The organism is Pseudomonas sp. GW821-FHT01E05, assembly GCF_059422425.1.
Map to the genome: position 1 here is coordinate 176,168 of NZ_JBWKWW010000009.1, position 16,351 is coordinate 192,518.

The 16,351-nt window shown below is 51.4% G+C and carries 13 protein-coding genes and 2 pseudogenes; 6 read left to right on the forward strand and 9 right to left on the reverse strand.

Annotated elements, in window-relative coordinates:
• The first annotated feature begins 88 nt into the window (after positions 1-88).
• On the forward strand, positions 89-268 hold the full coding sequence (locus AC07W5_RS20840) for a hypothetical protein (protein WP_494993701.1): 180 nt from the start codon (positions 89-91) through the stop codon (positions 266-268).
• A gap of 71 nt (positions 269-339) precedes the next feature.
• On the opposite strand, the gene AC07W5_RS20845 is transcribed toward AC07W5_RS20840, so the two are convergent.
• The 5 genes from AC07W5_RS20845 to cysM form a co-directional block, all read right to left on the reverse strand.
• The gene (locus tag AC07W5_RS20845) at positions 340-879 is read right to left on the reverse strand and encodes a DUF2058 domain-containing protein (RefSeq protein ID WP_494993700.1); all 540 of its coding nucleotides are present in this window, start codon (positions 877-879) and stop codon (positions 340-342) included.
• A 24-nt stretch (positions 880-903) separates the two neighbouring features.
• Complete coding sequence (gene mazG / locus AC07W5_RS20850) at positions 904-1,737, reverse strand: nucleoside triphosphate pyrophosphohydrolase (RefSeq protein WP_494993699.1); 834 nt, start codon at positions 1,735-1,737, stop codon at positions 904-906.
• Positions 1,738-1,840: 103 nt separating this feature from the next.
• Positions 1,841-4,084 (reverse strand): GTP diphosphokinase, encoded by a 2,244-nt coding sequence (relA, locus tag AC07W5_RS20855; protein ID WP_494993698.1) that lies wholly within the window; start codon positions 4,082-4,084, stop codon positions 1,841-1,843.
• 124 nt (positions 4,085-4,208) lie between these two features.
• Entirely contained in the window at positions 4,209-5,561 is a 1,353-nt protein-coding gene (gene rlmD, locus AC07W5_RS20860; RefSeq protein ID WP_495024241.1) for a 23S rRNA (uracil(1939)-C(5))-methyltransferase RlmD, read from the reverse strand.
• Positions 5,561-6,463, reverse strand: a complete 903-nt coding sequence (gene cysM / locus AC07W5_RS20865; protein ID WP_494993696.1) for a cysteine synthase CysM — start codon at positions 6,461-6,463, stop codon at positions 5,561-5,563. The genes rlmD and cysM overlap by 1 nt, the downstream gene beginning before the upstream one ends.
• A gap of 400 nt (positions 6,464-6,863) precedes the next feature.
• Between cysM and AC07W5_RS20870 the strand changes: the two genes are divergently transcribed.
• Positions 6,864-7,022: a hypothetical protein gene (locus tag AC07W5_RS20870; RefSeq protein WP_494993695.1), complete on the forward strand. Its 159-nt coding sequence runs from the start codon at positions 6,864-6,866 to the stop codon at positions 7,020-7,022.
• Positions 7,023-7,039: 17 nt separating this feature from the next.
• Positions 7,040-7,246, forward strand: a complete 207-nt coding sequence (locus AC07W5_RS20875) for a LuxR C-terminal-related transcriptional regulator (RefSeq protein WP_494993694.1) — start codon at positions 7,040-7,042, stop codon at positions 7,244-7,246.
• Positions 7,247-7,683: 437 nt separating this feature from the next.
• On the opposite strand, the pseudogene AC07W5_RS20880 reads toward AC07W5_RS20875, so the two are convergent.
• The 4 genes and pseudogenes from AC07W5_RS20880 to AC07W5_RS20895 form a co-directional block, all read right to left on the reverse strand.
• A pseudogene (locus AC07W5_RS20880) lies at positions 7,684-7,906 on the reverse strand (transposase domain-containing protein); the annotation flags it as partial.
• A 111-nt stretch (positions 7,907-8,017) separates the two neighbouring features.
• Positions 8,018-8,209, reverse strand: coding sequence for a hypothetical protein (locus tag AC07W5_RS20885; RefSeq protein WP_495024242.1), 192 nt, complete (start codon positions 8,207-8,209; stop codon positions 8,018-8,020).
• Positions 8,210-8,730: 521 nt separating this feature from the next.
• Entirely contained in the window at positions 8,731-9,219 is a 489-nt protein-coding gene (locus AC07W5_RS20890; RefSeq protein ID WP_495024243.1) for a toxin-activating lysine-acyltransferase, read from the reverse strand.
• Positions 9,203-10,897: a hypothetical protein gene (locus AC07W5_RS20895; RefSeq protein WP_495024244.1), complete on the reverse strand. Its 1,695-nt coding sequence runs from the start codon at positions 10,895-10,897 to the stop codon at positions 9,203-9,205. The genes AC07W5_RS20890 and AC07W5_RS20895 overlap by 17 nt, the downstream gene beginning before the upstream one ends.
• A gap of 307 nt (positions 10,898-11,204) precedes the next feature.
• On the opposite strand from AC07W5_RS20895, the gene AC07W5_RS20900 reads away from it, so the two are divergent.
• From AC07W5_RS20900 to AC07W5_RS20910, 3 genes and pseudogenes are all read left to right on the forward strand, one after another.
• Positions 11,205-12,476, forward strand: a complete 1,272-nt coding sequence (locus AC07W5_RS20900) for an HlyD family secretion protein (RefSeq protein WP_495024265.1) — start codon at positions 11,205-11,207, stop codon at positions 12,474-12,476.
• A gap of 11 nt (positions 12,477-12,487) precedes the next feature.
• Positions 12,488-14,619: pseudogene (locus AC07W5_RS20905) on the forward strand (peptidase domain-containing ABC transporter).
• A 20-nt stretch (positions 14,620-14,639) separates the two neighbouring features.
• Positions 14,640-16,061: a TolC family protein gene (locus AC07W5_RS20910; protein WP_495024245.1), complete on the forward strand. Its 1,422-nt coding sequence runs from the start codon at positions 14,640-14,642 to the stop codon at positions 16,059-16,061.
• Positions 16,062-16,351: the final 290 nt, after the last annotated feature.

Below are 16,351 nucleotides of genomic sequence, written 5' to 3' on the forward strand. Positions count from 1 at the left end.
CTGAGGTATTTACTTAGCAAGCTAAGAAATAATATAACCAAGGCCTGCAGATGCCTTGCTGCAGATCAATAGAAATTGGAGCCCGCAGATGACTGTAAAAGTAACTGAACGCGACGATTCGCATATGTCCCACGAAGGCCTGGCCGCCGGTATCCGGATCTGGGACGTGCATCAACAAGACATGCTGGTGGGGATGTTCCACTCCGAGAGCGACGCCCACCGCTATAAGGCCGAACTGGAAAACCTGGAACAGCAACGCGACGCCTGATCGATGAAATGACAGGCCTGGAAAACCACAAACCCCGCCAATGAGCGGGGTTTGTCGTCAAGCCGTGGGGCTTACCACATCAGGTCGTCAGGGATCTGGTAGGCCGCGTACGGATCATCCGCATCCACTTCTTCAGTCTGGGTATTGAGCTGGACGATACGACGAGGATCGCGCTCCTGGATCTTCAGCGCCGCCTCACGGGGAATGACTTCATAACCGCCGGCATGGTGGACGATGGCCAACGAACCGCTGCTGAGCTTGTTGCGCATCAGGGTGTTGACCGACAGGCGCTTGACCTTTTTGTCGTCGACGAAGTTGTAGTAGTCCTCGGTGGTCAGCTTCGGCAGGCGCGAAACCTCGATCAATTGCTTGATCTGCGCGGCACGGGCTTTCTGCTCGGCCTTTTCCTGCTGCTGACGATTGAGCTCCTGGTCGCGCTTGACCTTCTCTGCCATAGCCTCCTGGGCTGCACGCTGCTGCGAGTCGTCAAGTTCAATCTGACCCTTGTGGGCCAAACGCTGTTGTTTCTGCTTGTCTTTGCCGACCTGTTTGGCCTGCTTTTGGTTGACCAGCCCTGCTTTGAGCAACTGGTCGCGAAGGGAAAGGCTCATGTACTTACTCACTTAGGCAACGGCTCAGCCGCAGCTGGGCAAATTCTTTTCCTGACGTTTGGCTTCGCCCCACAAGGCGTCCAACTCTTCGAGGGTGCAATCTTCTATGGGACGGTGGGTGTCGCGCAATGCCTGTTCGATAAATCGGAAACGTCGCTCGAACTTGATGTTGGCGCCACGCAAGGCAGTTTCCGGATCGACCTTGAGGTGCCGGGCCAGATTCACCACGACAAACAGCAGATCGCCGACTTCATCGGCGATGGCCGCAGCGTCGTTATCGGCCATGGCCTCGAGCACTTCATCGAGCTCCTCACGGACCTTGTCGATCACCGGCAAGGCGTCGGGCCAGTCGAAACCAACCTGAGCCGCACGCTTCTGCAATTTCGCCGCGCGGGATAGCGCAGGCAACGCGCCAGGCACATCATCGAGCAAGGACAACTGCTCCGGGGCATGGGACTTCTCAGCCCGCTCCTCGGCCTTGATCTCTTCCCAACGCTGCTTGACCTGGTCTTCGTCGAGCCGCGGGACATCCAGTGGCGCATAAAGATCGCCGGTCGGAAACACATGGGGGTGACGCCGAATCAATTTGCGGGTGATGCTGTCGACAACGCCATCAAATTCGAAGCGCCCCTCTTCCCGGGCCAACTGACTGTAATAAACCACCTGAAACAACAAATCGCCCAGCTCGCCCTGGAGGTGATCGAAGTCACCGCGCTCGATGGCGTCAGCAACCTCATAGGCCTCTTCCAGGGTGTGGGGCACAATCGTGGCGTAAGTCTGTTTGATATCCCACGGACAGCCGTACTGCGGGTCCCGCAGCCGGCTCATCAGGTGCAACAAGTCTTCAAGTGAATACATCTATAGGTCTCTGCGCAACCTGTAGGAGCGAGCTTGCTCGCGATAGCGGTGTGTCAGGTAAAACTCTATCGCGAGCAAGCTCGCTCCTACAGGGGATCGCATTTCATGGCGTCCGGTTGCGGCGGGTTTCAATGATGTTCGGCAACTGGGAAATTCTCCCGAGCAACCGCCCCAACGCATCCAGCCCCGGAATCTCGATGGTCAAGGACATCAACGCTGTGTTGTTTTCCTTGTTGGAGCGGGTATTGACTGCCAGCACGTTGATCCGCTCGTTGAGCAGCACTTGCGAAACGTCGCGCAGCAAACCAGAGCGGTCATAGGCGCGAATGATGATGTCGACCGGATAGGTCAACACCGGCACCGGGCCCCAACTGACCTGAATGATCCGTTCCGGCTCACGACCGCTCAATTGCAGCACTGATGCACAGTCCTGACGGTGAATGCTGACGCCCCGGCCCTGGGTGATGTAACCGACGATCGCATCCCCCGGCAGCGGCTGGCAGCAACCGGCCATCTGAGTCATCAGGTTGCCTACGCCCTGGATCTGGATGTCGCCGCGCTTGCCGGGTTTGTAGCCGGTGGCCTTGCGTGGAATCAACTCCAGCTGTTCGTTGCCACGCTCCGGCTCGACCAGTTGCTGGGCCAGGTTGACCAACTGCGCCAGGCGCAAATCGCCAGCCCCCAACGCGGCAAACATGTCCTCGGCGGTTTTCATGTTGGCCTTGTCGGCCAGCTTGTCGAAATCAACCTGAGGCAAGCCCAGACGTCCCAGCTCACGTTCGAGCAAGGTTTTACCGGCGGCTACGTTTTGATCACGAGCCTGCAACTTGAACCAGTGGACGATCTTCGCCCGGGCCCGGGAAGTGGTGATGTAACCCAGGTTCGGGTTCAGCCAGTCGCGGCTCGGCGTGCCGTGCTTGCTGGTGATGATCTCGACCTGCTCACCGGTTTGCAGGCTGTAGTTGAGCGGAACGATGCGCCCGTTGATCTTGGCGCCGCGGCAGTTGTGACCGATCTCGGTGTGCACGCGGTAGGCGAAGTCCAGTGGCGTCGCGCCTTTGGGCAAGTCGATGGCGTGGCCGTCCGGGGTGAAGATATAAACCCGGTCCGGCTCGATATCGACGCGCAGCTGTTCGGCTAGGCCACCGATATCCCCCAATTCCTCGTGCCACTCGAGCACCTGACGCAGCCAGGAGATTTTCTCTTCGTAGTGATTGGAGCTGGATTTAACGTCGGTGCCTTTGTATCGCCAGTGCGCACAAACACCCAGCTCGGCCTCTTCGTGCATCGCATGGGTACGAATCTGGACTTCCAGCACCTTGCCTTCAGGACCGATAACCGCGGTATGCAACGAGCGATAGCCGTTCTCTTTAGGGTTGGCGATGTAGTCGTCGAACTCTTTCGGGATGTGCCGCCACAGGGTATGGACGATGCCCAGCGCGGTGTAGCAGTCACGCATTTCCGGCACCAGCACTCGAACGGCGCGCACGTCGTAGATCTGGCTGAACTCCAGCCCCTTGCGCTGCATTTTTCGCCAGATCGAATAGATGTGCTTGGCCCGGCCACTGATGTCAGCGTCGACGCCAGTAGCGTGCAGTTCGCTCTGCAATTGGTTCATCACATCGGTGATGAAACGTTCGCGATCGAGGCGACGTTCATGCAGCAACTTGGCGATCTGCTTGTACTGATCGGGCTCCAGGTAACGGAAGGACAAATCCTCCAGCTCCCATTTGATATGCCCGATACCAAGACGGTGAGCCAGGGGCGCGTAGATGTCGAAAACTTCCCGGGCGACCCGGTTGCGCTTTTCGTCATCGGCGGTTTTCACCGCACGAATCGCGCAGGTGCGTTCGGCCAGCTTGATCAGCGCGACGCGAACGTCATCGACCATGGCCACCAGCATCTTGCGAAGGTTTTCGACCTGCCCTTGGGTGCCGAGCACCAATGACTGGCGCGGGCTCAAACTGGCACTGATCGCGGCCATGCGCAGCACGCCGTCGATCAGCTTGGCCACCACCGGACCAAAACGCTGACTGACCACCGGCAACTGGATCTGTCCTTCACGAACACCGCGGTAAAGCACCGCAGCCACCAGCGAATCCTGGTCCAGTTTGAGGTCAGCGAGAATTTCTGCGATTTCCAGACCGGTACGGAAACTCGACATCCCCTCGGCCCAGAGATTCTTCGCCGCATTGTCTTGCTGTTCAGCCTGGCGAGCGAACTCGCAGGCTTCTTTCAAGGCTTCACGGTCCAGCGCCATATCGACACTGACCGCATGATCGAGCCATGCCTCGAGATTGATACTGCCGTCGGTGTTGATCGGCTGGTGTGCTCTCACCTGTACCATCTTGCTTACCTTCCCTACGACGCACATTCAATGCGTCAAAATCGCTGACCTTCGTTGCCAATGGTCCCTCGCTGGGCTGGCGAGGGTCATGCATCAGCGGGCCAGTCGGACCAGACGAACCATCCTAGTTCGCTTCAAATAACGCCATGGCCTCGACATGTGCCGTCTGAGGAAACATATCGAGGATCCCGGCACGTTTTAACCGGTAGCCCTGCTTGATCAACTCAACCGTGTCACGGGCCAGCGTCGCCGGGTTGCATGACACATAAACCAACCGTTCTGCGCCCAGGGTAGCGAGCTTGCGCACCACTTCGAAAGCACCGTCACGAGGTGGGTCCAAGAGTACCGCAGAAAAGCCCTCGCTGGCCCATTTGGCATCAGCCAAAGGCTGGGATAAATCGGCCTGAAAAAACTTCGCGTTATGCACATTATTGCTGGTGGCATTGCCGGCGGCACGTTCGACCATGGTCGACACCCCTTCTACCGCGACCACTTCTTTAACCAGTCGAGCCAATGGCAGAGCAAAGTTACCCAAGCCGCAGAACAGATCGAGGACGCGCTCACTGGACTTCGGCGCCAGCCATTGCAGAGCCTGAGCGACCATCGCTTCATTGACCCCGGCGTTCACCTGGATGAAATCCCCTGGCCGATAAGCCAGTTGCAAATCCCACTGTTCCAGTCGATAACCGAGCTGCTGATCCGGCTCGATCGGTTGCGGCTCGCCTTCGCCGTGTAGCCACAACTGGGCCTCATGGAATGCGCAGAATTCTTTGAGTATCGTCAAATCAGCGTCAGACAGTGGCGACATGTGCCGCAGCAGAAATGCGATGGCCGAACCACTGAACAACTCCACATGGCCCAATGCCTGAGGTTTGCTCAAACGCCGTAGCATCTCCGGCAAGCGTTTCATGATCGGCTGCAAGGGCTGTACCAACACCAGGCAATCATTGATGCCGACGATGTCCTGGCTGGCTGCAGCACGAAAGCCCACTTCGAGCTTTTTCGCCTTGGCATCCCAGCGCACCGCCACCCGGGCGCGACGTCGGTAACCGAATTCCGGCCCGCTCAAGGGAGCGGCCCACTCCTCGGGCTCGACCCCTGCGACCCGCGACAACTGCTCGGCGAGCATGCGCTGTTTCAGGGCAAGTTGTTCGTTGTGGGGCAGATGCTGAACGCTGCAACCGCCGCAGCGCCCGGCGTGGGCGCACGGTGCCGGACGGCGCAGTTCACTGGCCTGCAATACCCGCTCGGTACGTGCTTCGACAACTTTGCCGTGGGCACCCAGGACCCGCGCTTCGACGTCTTCACCGGCCAGAGCGCCGATGACGAACCAGGTGCGACCTTCGAAAAACGCGATACCGCGACCGTCATTAGCCAGGCGTTCAATGCTCAGGCGCTGCTTTTTGCCGGTCGGGACTTGCGCGGCCTTGCTGCCGCCAGTGGGCTGGAAGCGCAGGCCTCTCTCTTGCCTGGCCATCAGTTGGGCGCGTCGAAAATGCCGGTCGACAGGTAACGGTCGCCACGGTCACAAATGATCGCGACCATCACCGCGTTTTCGACTTCCTGGGACAGCCGCAGCATCGCCGCTACGGCACCGCCCGAGGACACACCACAGAAAATACCTTCTTCGCGGGCCAGTCGACGGGTCACGTCTTCGGCTTCGCTTTGGGCCATGTCGACTATCCGGTCGACCCGATCGGCCTGGTAGATCTTCGGCAAGTATTCTTGCGGCCAGCGGCGGATACCGGGAATGGCCGAGCCTTCCATCGGTTGCAGGCCAACGATCTGCACCGCCGGGTTCTGTTCCTTCAGGTAGCGCGAAACGCCCATGATGGTGCCGGTGGTGCCCATGGAGCTGATGAAATGGGTGATGCTGCCCTGGGTCTGGCGCCAGATTTCCGGGCCGGTGCCGGTGTAGTGCGCCTCGGGGTTATCAATGTTGGCGAACTGGTCGAGCACCTTGCCGCGACCCTCGGCCTGCATCCGCTCGGCGAGGTCACGAGCGCCTTCCATACCCTCTTCCTGTGTGACCAGAATCAGTTCGGCGCCATAGGCGGTCATTGCTGCCTTGCGCTCGGCACTGGCGTTGCCGGGCATGATCAGGATCATCTTGTAACCCTTGATTGCCGCGGCCATCGCCAAGGCGATCCCGGTATTACCCGAGGTCGCTTCGATCAGCGTATCGCCGGCATGGATCTGCCCACGCAACTCCGCACGGGTGATCATCGACAGCGCCGGACGGTCCTTGACCGAACCCGCTGGGTTATTCCCCTCAAGTTTGAGCAGCAGGGTATTGCTGGTGACGCCGGGCAGGCGTTGCAAACGGACTAGCGGGGTGTTGCCGACGCAATCGGCGATGGTTGGGTACTGCAAGGTCATGGCGTATTCGCAATCCAGACTGCGGGGACGCCTATCATACCGGCAAACGTGCGCAGGCCATATCACGCAAAGTAAGGGGCTTATGGCTGAATGTTATAAGCCGCACCTCATCGGCTCGCTCGCAGGCAAGCCTCGCTTCAGAAAACGCGCAAAAACCTGTAGATGCGCGGCTTGCCCGCGAAGACATCGTGATGGCATTTCAAGGCTAACTTGTAGGATGTAGGAAGTTTCCCGCAAGTTGTGGCGGTTTGCATGAACTGGTGCGCTACGGGCTTCATCGATAGTCTATGGGTGTCACTGCACATTCAGTGGCAGGAGCCCCTATGCGGCTCAGGAGTTATCTACTCATGTCGCAAGTGCGGTTCAGGATGCAACCCTGCCAGCAAAGCTTTTTTATCGTGTGACTGTCGCACTCGATTCGCAGACGGTTGCCGTGTACGGCTATTCGCAGCCCCTGCAGGCCGGGTTGTTAGAAGCCGATATCGTCCAAGACAAGCGTCGTCTCTATGAATGGGTTCTGGAGCCGATCTACTCACTGACGGGCAAGCGCCGGGAGTGAGCAGAATTTAAACACGAATGGCATGGGGCGTTAAAAACATGACAAAAAGGGAACAAGAAGTCCTGCAATCACTTCTGCAAGGCAAAACCAATAAACAAATCGCGTTGTTACTTGGGATAAGTGATTTCACAGTGCGCGATTATGTGTCTTCAATTCTTCGCAAGAAAGGGGTCGGCTCGAGGGCGGAGCTATTCGCAGCAGAAATGAGAAAAGAAAAGTTCTGAGTCACCCTACATCTATAGGGTTATGAAAATCAATCAGCCAGATGATTCTTCTCATCACAGAACAAAGTCCAACTAGGCACCTCAGACGCTGTCAGCGTATTTAATATTCAACTAGCGATCGCTGGCTGAGTTCGGCTGACTGCAAATTTATTGATCCAATCGAATATGACCGCAACTTTTGCGCCTACTGATATCAATATATAGAGCATAGAGATCAAACATGAAAAACGCGATAGAATTCACGCACTTCAATTTCCCGCCCTACATATTCGGAGGCGCACTACTCCCCAGCCTTTTTAAGCGCCTTAGATCCCCCCAAAAAAACACTTTTGATTTTCATCTTATTCGGGACAGGTTTTTTATCCTCACCTACATTAGAGATCGTAAGACCCTATGGGTTGAAGGAGACTTTTTGTATCTGAAAAAAGGACGGGCATTTACGGCGTGCAGTTCCACGGCAGCAAGGCTTCGAAGTCTTCTACTGCGACGGCTTGCGGCAATCGTTCAAGTGCGTGGCGCACGCCACGCATAGGGCTCTTGGCCGTTGGCTTTAGCCGTCTCGACCAAACTGTAAAGTTGAGCGCTGGCCGGCGCGCCTTTGGGCGTGTCGCTGAACAGCCAGTTCTTGCGCCCGATCACGAAGGGCCTGATCGCACGGTCGGGTAGTCAAACGCGGTCGGTTGTTGAAATACAAATTTGTACATCACCTCCCCCTTACTAACGACTTAGTTAACTCTCCTCGACATCTATCCCATCAGTTGTAGCACCCCCTCAAGACAACCCTAAACAGGCCATCAATCGCGGAACTATAGCCATGACCAAAAAGACAACAGCGGGAACATAAAACACATCAAGATATTTATTTGAAAACGTAAATCCAAACGTCACTTTCACAAAATCATTCGCACCCCTACAGGCAAGCGCGATAAACAAGCACAAAACCGCATACAACAGTATTTTCATAGCATCACCTGCTAGCCGACCGATATAATAAAATAAAAGCGCAAAAAGGCTAATACAGCCAATATTCTAGGATAGACGCTGTAATTAAAGCGCTTTTTGCGCTCCTTTACCTAGTATTAGCCTCCGCGTGGTTTCATTTCTCGGCCTATACCTCCGGCGACTATCCCTCCGCCATAGCCGAGCCCAACTCCTTTTATTGCGTTAACTAGACCAGTCGGCCCACCAACAGCTCCAACTAATGCCCCTCCTACCGTAACGCCGACAAAATCTCCAGTATTAAATGCCCCCCCTCCTACTGTAGTTCCAATATAGCCTGCCGCTGCCGACGCAGCACCTATGGCTGCACCAGCCAAAACCGCGCCATTAGCACCACCGACCGCCTCTGCTTCAACCAAGGAAATCTCACGCATTGCTAATCCTCCAATTAAATATTCTGATGATACAGACTAAAAACTCACACAACTACTTCCCTCTCTTATGCTCTCCTCTAGCAAACGGCTTAAAACTCCTACGACATAGTTTTAATCCTCCCCAACACCTGCACGGCACTTTAATTGGAAGTTACCGACTTTACGAATCGTATAGTCTTCATTTCGACGTACCCAGAATACTTTTTCAATACCCTCTTCCTGAAGATAACTTTTAATTATTTTTAAAGCTTCTCTTGCACCGCCACAAGGAAAACAAAAATCAATAATCCAGGTACTCCCGCCCTCGTTCCACTCATCGGAATGGATTAAAAAATCAGGACATTTAAGTAGCCGCTCCTCACTGTCGCTCGCTAAGTGAGCCCATGTTACGTAGCCGATAGGAGTGGACGCTTTATCGAAGAAAAATAAAATTTGTTTATGATCGATTGCAGGACAGATCCAAAACCTTAATGTACGCATTGAAAAAGATGAGTAGCGTCTACACACAGACGTGACCAAGCAAGCAAAACCAAGCAACTGTGCCTTACCAAAAACCACAGAATTTTTACAGGCAGTATTTAGTTCAAACGTTCTTTTCATGGACAAAGCCCCATATATCACCATAAAAAGAAACCGCCTTAGCCAGTTCAGCTTTATCTATATCAAGTTCAAACAAACACCTTACCAAAAATAGAGTACCACTTGCTTGCTTTATGACATACAAGCCACTCTTAATGTCGTACCATATTTTTAGGGAGCCACTAAACCAGAATGGAATACTTACCCCTTTCTCAGTACTAAATTGAAGACATGCTGCGTCAGCAGCATCTTCAACCAGCGTTCCATACCCCTCCTCAGTTCTCCCCTTCCGCTCCATGGTCTCGGCAATATGCTCTTCAAGATCAGCCAGCAAGATACTAGTGTGATTTATCCTGGTAAGATTTACAGCAGTACCAAAAATAACATTCGCACGACTAATTCCCATTGAGCGTGCCCTACCACACACCAGCTCAAACAGCTGACTATATGTTGCAGCCAACTTTCTTAATAGCGTTAATTCTATATTCAGCATCGAGAGATTTTGCTCCACATTAAGAGCCTTCCCTCTCAGCAGTGCCGCATAGAAACGATACCCCCAAGACTCATAGCCTTTCCAACCTGCCTCAGTGGAGATTGACATCATTGAAAAATCATCAGAAGCCAGTACTTCTTGAAGAACTCCAGAAAACTCTGAAAAAATATTACTTTCAGCTACCTTATTAAGCAAACATGATGGAAAGCCCATCCGCATGACACAATGCAAATTGAATTTTTTGTTATACTCCAGAACAAACTCACTCACGGCCTTTCTAAAAATTTCGTTTGAATCATCAGCACTAACAACCCCATATTTACCCAAGAAATAACAAATACTTTCAATACTCTCTATAGCCGAAATGTGTTCTCCAGTAAAATTCTCAAAATCAACTCTATCTCCGCAAATCAGATTCGAGAATATTCTTGTACTACTAAAATCTAACCATGCCCCATCCAAAGATATATTTGATGCGCTGATATTGTAATGAATTATTCGCTTTGCCCTGGCAGTAGCGAATTGCCTGGCGAAACGCTTTGCCAGTTCACTCAAACCTATACTCAACTGCTCACACAAAGTACCTGTAATTAATCCATATTTATTAACAGGCAGAAAACCAACAAGCCTCTTTACAACCGCACGCACACGCTTAGCGTCCTCACTCATTGAACCTGTTTGTCTTTCTTTAAAATAAGTAGCTCTGATAAAGTGCGCAGGCCGCACTGCCGGCATTCGAACCAACAGGCCTCGAGGATAACTTTTACCTCCGTGCTCAAAATCATACCCAGCATCTATAACCGCTACTGCTCTAACCGCTCCGTAAGGAAGTGCGATATGTATAATTTCGGCCCATATTGATTCATAGATCGCCGAATCAAGAGACATAAAGCCATTTCCATCAGCAGCATCTACATCCCCTCCAACTAACTGATTAGGGCCAATCCCTTTGACTTGAAAATCACCATCAAAACCACAACGGCCACCGCCGCCATTCCTTAAAATGCCGTCTCCGCCGTACCGCTCAGCGAAAAATGTTTTTTTATCTGTTCCTATCTTTCCGACAGAACTGCTATTAGCGACAACGTAACTGTATTTTGAGAGCACTTCCTCTTTGCTCAAACCACATTTTAATTTTTCGTTAAAAAATACAATTGAAGTTCCTTTAGCTTCGACTGCTTCAAAGCGTACGAAAACTTCCTGCAAGTCAGATAACCTGTTATGTCCCATAAGAGCGACAACACCCTTCCGTGATTACGGCCAATTGCTGATCCCAGACAAGATAACCATTCTACTGGCCGGAAAAAATCCTACACATGTAGGGGTGATGATCGCGAGCATAAGGCCGTATAGTTCCATCGCACCGACAGCCTATGATGCCTTGAACACCACAACAAGCTGTGCGCTATCACGTATTGCTCTCTTTACGTTAGATACAATAGCAACTCCATATCGTTACGCTGCCATGCCAATTTTTTCCCACCAGAATCAGAGAAAGAGACGTTTTGTATCGATGGAAAAAACTCCGTTATTTAGAACTGAGGCATTAGAAGCGAAGCAAGTACGATTATTAGGAGAAATAGTTCTAATTCGGCCTGTATCCTTCGCCGTATTCACGCTGTTTTCCACACTGCTAGCATCGCTGGTAGTAATTTTCTTCATATTGGGCAGCTATACAAAGCGGACCACCGTGCCAGGCCAGCTCATATCGTCTTCGGGACAAATCAAGATATACGTCCCACAACATGGTCGAATACTGGAAAGCTTTGTCCATGAAGGACAAAACGTTACGAAAGATGCCCCCTTATTAAGTGTATCTAGTGAACGATATAATGCGGGCTTGGGACCTGTCCAAGCGGGGATTAGCGATTCTCTTATACAGCGTAAAACGTCCTTGCTTGACGAACTGGAAAAACAAAGAAGCCTACAGAGTGAAGAAAGAAACAGCCTCCTTAGTAAGCTGAGAAGTCTTCAACAGGAAATAGTGACGCTATCTGAGCAAACCTCGAGTCAAAAACAATTAGTCCTATTGGCTTCAGACGCCTCAAGTCGCTATCAGGGATTGATGGAGAAAGGTTACATCTCCATGGACCAGCTACAGCAGCGCCAAGCGGAACTACTTGGCCAACGACAAACATTACAAGCACTCGCACGTGAGCGCACTACGCTCCAGCAACAAATAGTAGAGCGTAGCAATGAGCTTTCTGGCTTATCAGCCAGACATGCCAACCAACTATCAAGTATAAACCGTGTACTATCAGGCGTGGAACAAGACATTGTAGAAAGCGAGGCTAAACGCACATTAGTTATTACGGCCCCTCAAGAAGGAACTGCTACTGCGGTTCTCGTGGAACCTGGTCAGACCGTGGACAGCTCTCGACCACTTTTGAGCATTGTTCCGACTAATTCACTTTTACAGGCCGAACTCTATGCGCCTAGCAAGTCCATCGGCTTTATCAAGTCTGGAGACACCGTAAGGATTCGCTATCAATCCTTTCCTTATCAGAAATTTGGCCAGCACCGTGGCGTCGTAAAATCTATTTCCAAAGCTTCTGTTTCCCCCTTTGAATTGGCAAGCATGACGGGCGGTGTGCCTGGGCTTGGTGGGGATGGCGAACAGTTTTACCGCATACGTGTAGATCTTGAAAAGCAACAGGTCCTGGCCTATGGCGAGCAGCGCTCGTTACAAACGGGCATGCTGCTTGAGGCCGACATATTGCAGGAGACTCGTCGCCTCTACGAGTGGGTGCTCGAACCGCTTTACAGTCTCACCGGCAAACTCTAGGAGCGGCATATATGGCATATTTGGACGCGATATCGCTGCGCTTAGCTCGCAAGCTACCACTGTTTCTTCAGACTGAAGCCACAGAGTGCGGACTAGCCTGCCTTGCAATGGTGCTCGGTTATCATGGCTACAGATCCAATTTGACAGAGTTACGACGCCGCTTCAATGTGTCGTTGAAAGGGATCACACTAAAACACATCATCCAGACAGCTGATGAGCTAAAATAGGCTCTCGCGCAATCAGGCTAGAGCTAGAAGATCTTGCTAAGTTAAAGTTACCTTGTATCCTTCATTGGAATTTTAATCATTTTGTAGTATTGAAGTCTGTACATAAAAATCGTCTGACGCTACATGATCCCGCTAATGGCGTCCGCCATCTGAGCCTTAACGAGGCAAGCAGATATTTTACCGGTATCGCCTTAGAATTGTGGCCCAACAGCGGTTTTGAAAAACGGGAAGCCAAGCCTAGAATCAAGCTTTTGAGCATGCTAGGAAAGGTAACTGGACTTTATCGTTCATTATTGCAGATCCTTTTACTGGCATTGGCATTAGAAGTGTTTTCCCTGGTAAGTCCTTTTTTTCTTCAATGGACCATCGACAATGTACTTGTTAGTGAAGATAGAAATTTGCTAACGACCTTGGCGATAGGTTTCGGCTTATTGATGCTTATGCAGCAAGCGGTGACTGGCATTCGTGCTTGGGTGATGATGCACATGAGTACCATGCTCAGTGTGCAATGGCGCGCCAACGTATTCAGTCATTTGCTGAGATTACCGATTCAATACTTTGAAAAACGACATCTTGGTGACGTCGTTTCGAGATTCGGAGCTGTCGATAACATTCAACATACTCTTACAGCCGCTTTTTTTTCTACCCTCCTTGACGGTCTTATGAGCGTCGCTACGTTAGCGTTTATGTTTATCTACAGCCCAACGTTGGCGTGTATCGCTCTTATTGCAATGGTATTGTATACCTTTGGGCGTTGGGTCTGGTACTGCCCCTTGCGCAATGCGACTGAAGAGCAAATCATCCATGCTGCTCGTCAGGAAAGCCATTTTCTAGAGACAGTGAGGGGTATTCGGCCACTTAAGTTATTCCAACGTCAAAACGAACGACGCTCCGCTTGGCTTGGGCTCCTCGTTGAACAGATTAATGCAGGCCTTCGCACTCAGAAATTGCAACTAATGTATGTACAGCTAAACGGTTTACTCTTTGGCATGGAAAATATAATTTCCATCTGGTTTGGCGCGAACATGGTAATGAGTGGTCAATTCACTGTGGGTGTACTGATGGCCTATACCGCTTACAAAACTCAGTTTATTAGTCGGGTCGCTAGCCTGATCGACCATTTATTTGAGTTACATATGCTCCAGCTACAAGGTGAACGTTTAGCTGATATTGTCATCCACCCTCCAGAGGACAGTCGAGCAAAAATAGACTCCGCAACGCTGGCGGCACGCGAAGCAAGCATTGAGATCAAAGGGCTAATGTACCGTTATTCAGAACAAGAACCGTTCGTTCTCGATAATTTAGATCTATGGATTGCAGAGGGCGAGTCTGTAGCTATTACTGGTAGCTCGGGGAGCGGCAAAAGCACGTTAATCAGCCTCATGCTGGGTATCCTACATCCGAGTTCTGGCCAAATACATGTAGCCGGAATTGAGCTAGGTCGAATGGGTATGGATGCTTTTCGAGAAATGGTTGGAACAGTACTGCAGGATGATCTTTTGTTTGCAGGGTCACTAGCGGAAAATATATCGTTCTTTGAACCAAACACAGATATGGCATGGATAATACAATGCGCAGAAATGGCAGCAATTCATAGCGAGATTGAGGCAATGCCAATGGGCTATAACACATTGGTTGGTGATATGGGCACGGTGTTATCAGGAGGACAGAAACAACGAGTATTACTGGCCAGGGCTCTATACAAGAAACCCAGGATACTATTTCTTGATGAGGCTACCAGTCACTTAGACGTTCTATGTGAGCAGAAGGTTAACAACGCCATTCGCGCCCTTCATATGACTAGAATCATTGTGGCTCATCGGCCAGAGACGATTGCGTCAGCTGACCGAATTGTAACATTGGATTTTGGAAAAAAAGTTTCGGACAAACACACCAAAACCTCTATAAATCAATAAATTTTTGCTACGACAGAACAATGAATGATATTCTTGCTGGAACATTGTTTTTTTCATTGACTTTCTGTTCCGCGACATCCTTCGCAGCTAGTCTGGATGTATTGGGTGTTCAGAGTACCGTTTCAGGCACTTCTGTAAAAGACCTTAGTCGCGGAAATATGCCATGTCTATTCGGTAGCCTACCCAAAGAGCTGACGCTGGAAGAGGCGATAGAGAGAATACTTTGCAACGACCCACAGACACGTTTGGCATGGGCCAATGCTAAAGCACAAGCGGCTCTAGTCGGGATAAGCGAATCTTCGTATCTTCCAAGACTGAACGGCGGTATCGGCATTTCCAGTGGACGCAACGTCAGTGATTACGAACAACGGCCAGAGCTTTCCAGCAAAGGCAAACAGCAACAAACCACCAATAGATTGAGTTTTAGCTGGGTCCTATTCGATTTCGGGCGTAGAGAAGCTGCACTAAGTAGTGCCAGGCAACTGCTAGTAGCTGCCAACTCCAACCAGGATGCGACTCTTCAAAGCTCCTTCGTCTTGGCAGCACAGCTCTACTACAACGCTCTCTCCGCTCAACGCAGCTTAATTGCTTCGACTGAAGTCGAGGCGTTGGCCGCAGAAAATCTTAAAGCTGCTGACGCCAAATATAAGGCAGGAGCCGCAGCACTCTCAGATAGATTACAAGCTCAGACGGCTTACTCTCAAGCACGTCTTGGCCAAGTTCGTAACGCTGGAGCATTGCGTAATGCAACTGGAATTATTGCACTGCGCATGGGGATCCCCCCAAATACGCCCTTTAAATTGGCTGGGAATCTTACTCCCTTACCTGACACATACTTCGTTCAGGCAATTGATGAACTACTTAAACAGGCTCGACAGGATCATCCTGCCCTAATAGCAGCTCAAGCGAGGATCAAAGCGGCCGAGGCCACACTTGAAGAGCGCCGAGCGACAGGAAGACCGACATTATCGTTAACTGCTGACATCTCCGAAACCCAAAGCAATCGATCACAGGCGCTCAACGGAGATAGAAGCGAACGCGACAGAACGATCGGTTTGCAGCTAAATATTCCCTTGTTTGAAGGATTCGAACGCACTTATCAAATACGTAATGCCCAAGCACGCCTTGAGGCAAGCAGGGCTGAGCTTATCGATGCGGAACAGATAGTATTAGTTGATTTATGGGCAAACTATCAAGCACTTAGTATCGAAACTCTCAGCCTGGAACGTACAGGTGAATTGGTGGCGCAGTCGCGCCAGTCTCTTGAGATAGTTCAAGGTCGTTATCGCTCTGGTGTTGGTAGCATGATCGAATTGCTTAACACATTGACGTCTTATGCTTCAGCGGAAGAGCAACACATTAGAGCGTTGAGCAATTGGCAAGTTTCTCGTTTGAAATTGGCCGCTAACCTGGGGCGCCTTGGGTTCTGGACACTGCAGTAACTGAACCCGGCGGTGCCGACTGTCATTCCAGGGGTGAACACCAGCATCCCTGTCCACCAGATCCATACATGGACATTGTCCTGGAGGCCGGTGATGCCTTCTATCTCCACGTGGTGGGTGGCATAACCCATTGCCACTGGGAGAAGCTACCTTTTATCTGGCGACAGGTACCTTCCCGGCTTATACCGTCGATTGTCCGATCCAGCACGAGGTGGTCTCCTATCGCCAGCATACGGGGATGGCCAATAGATACGGGCGTCATTATCTTCTGTAATTAATTCTCAGTTACC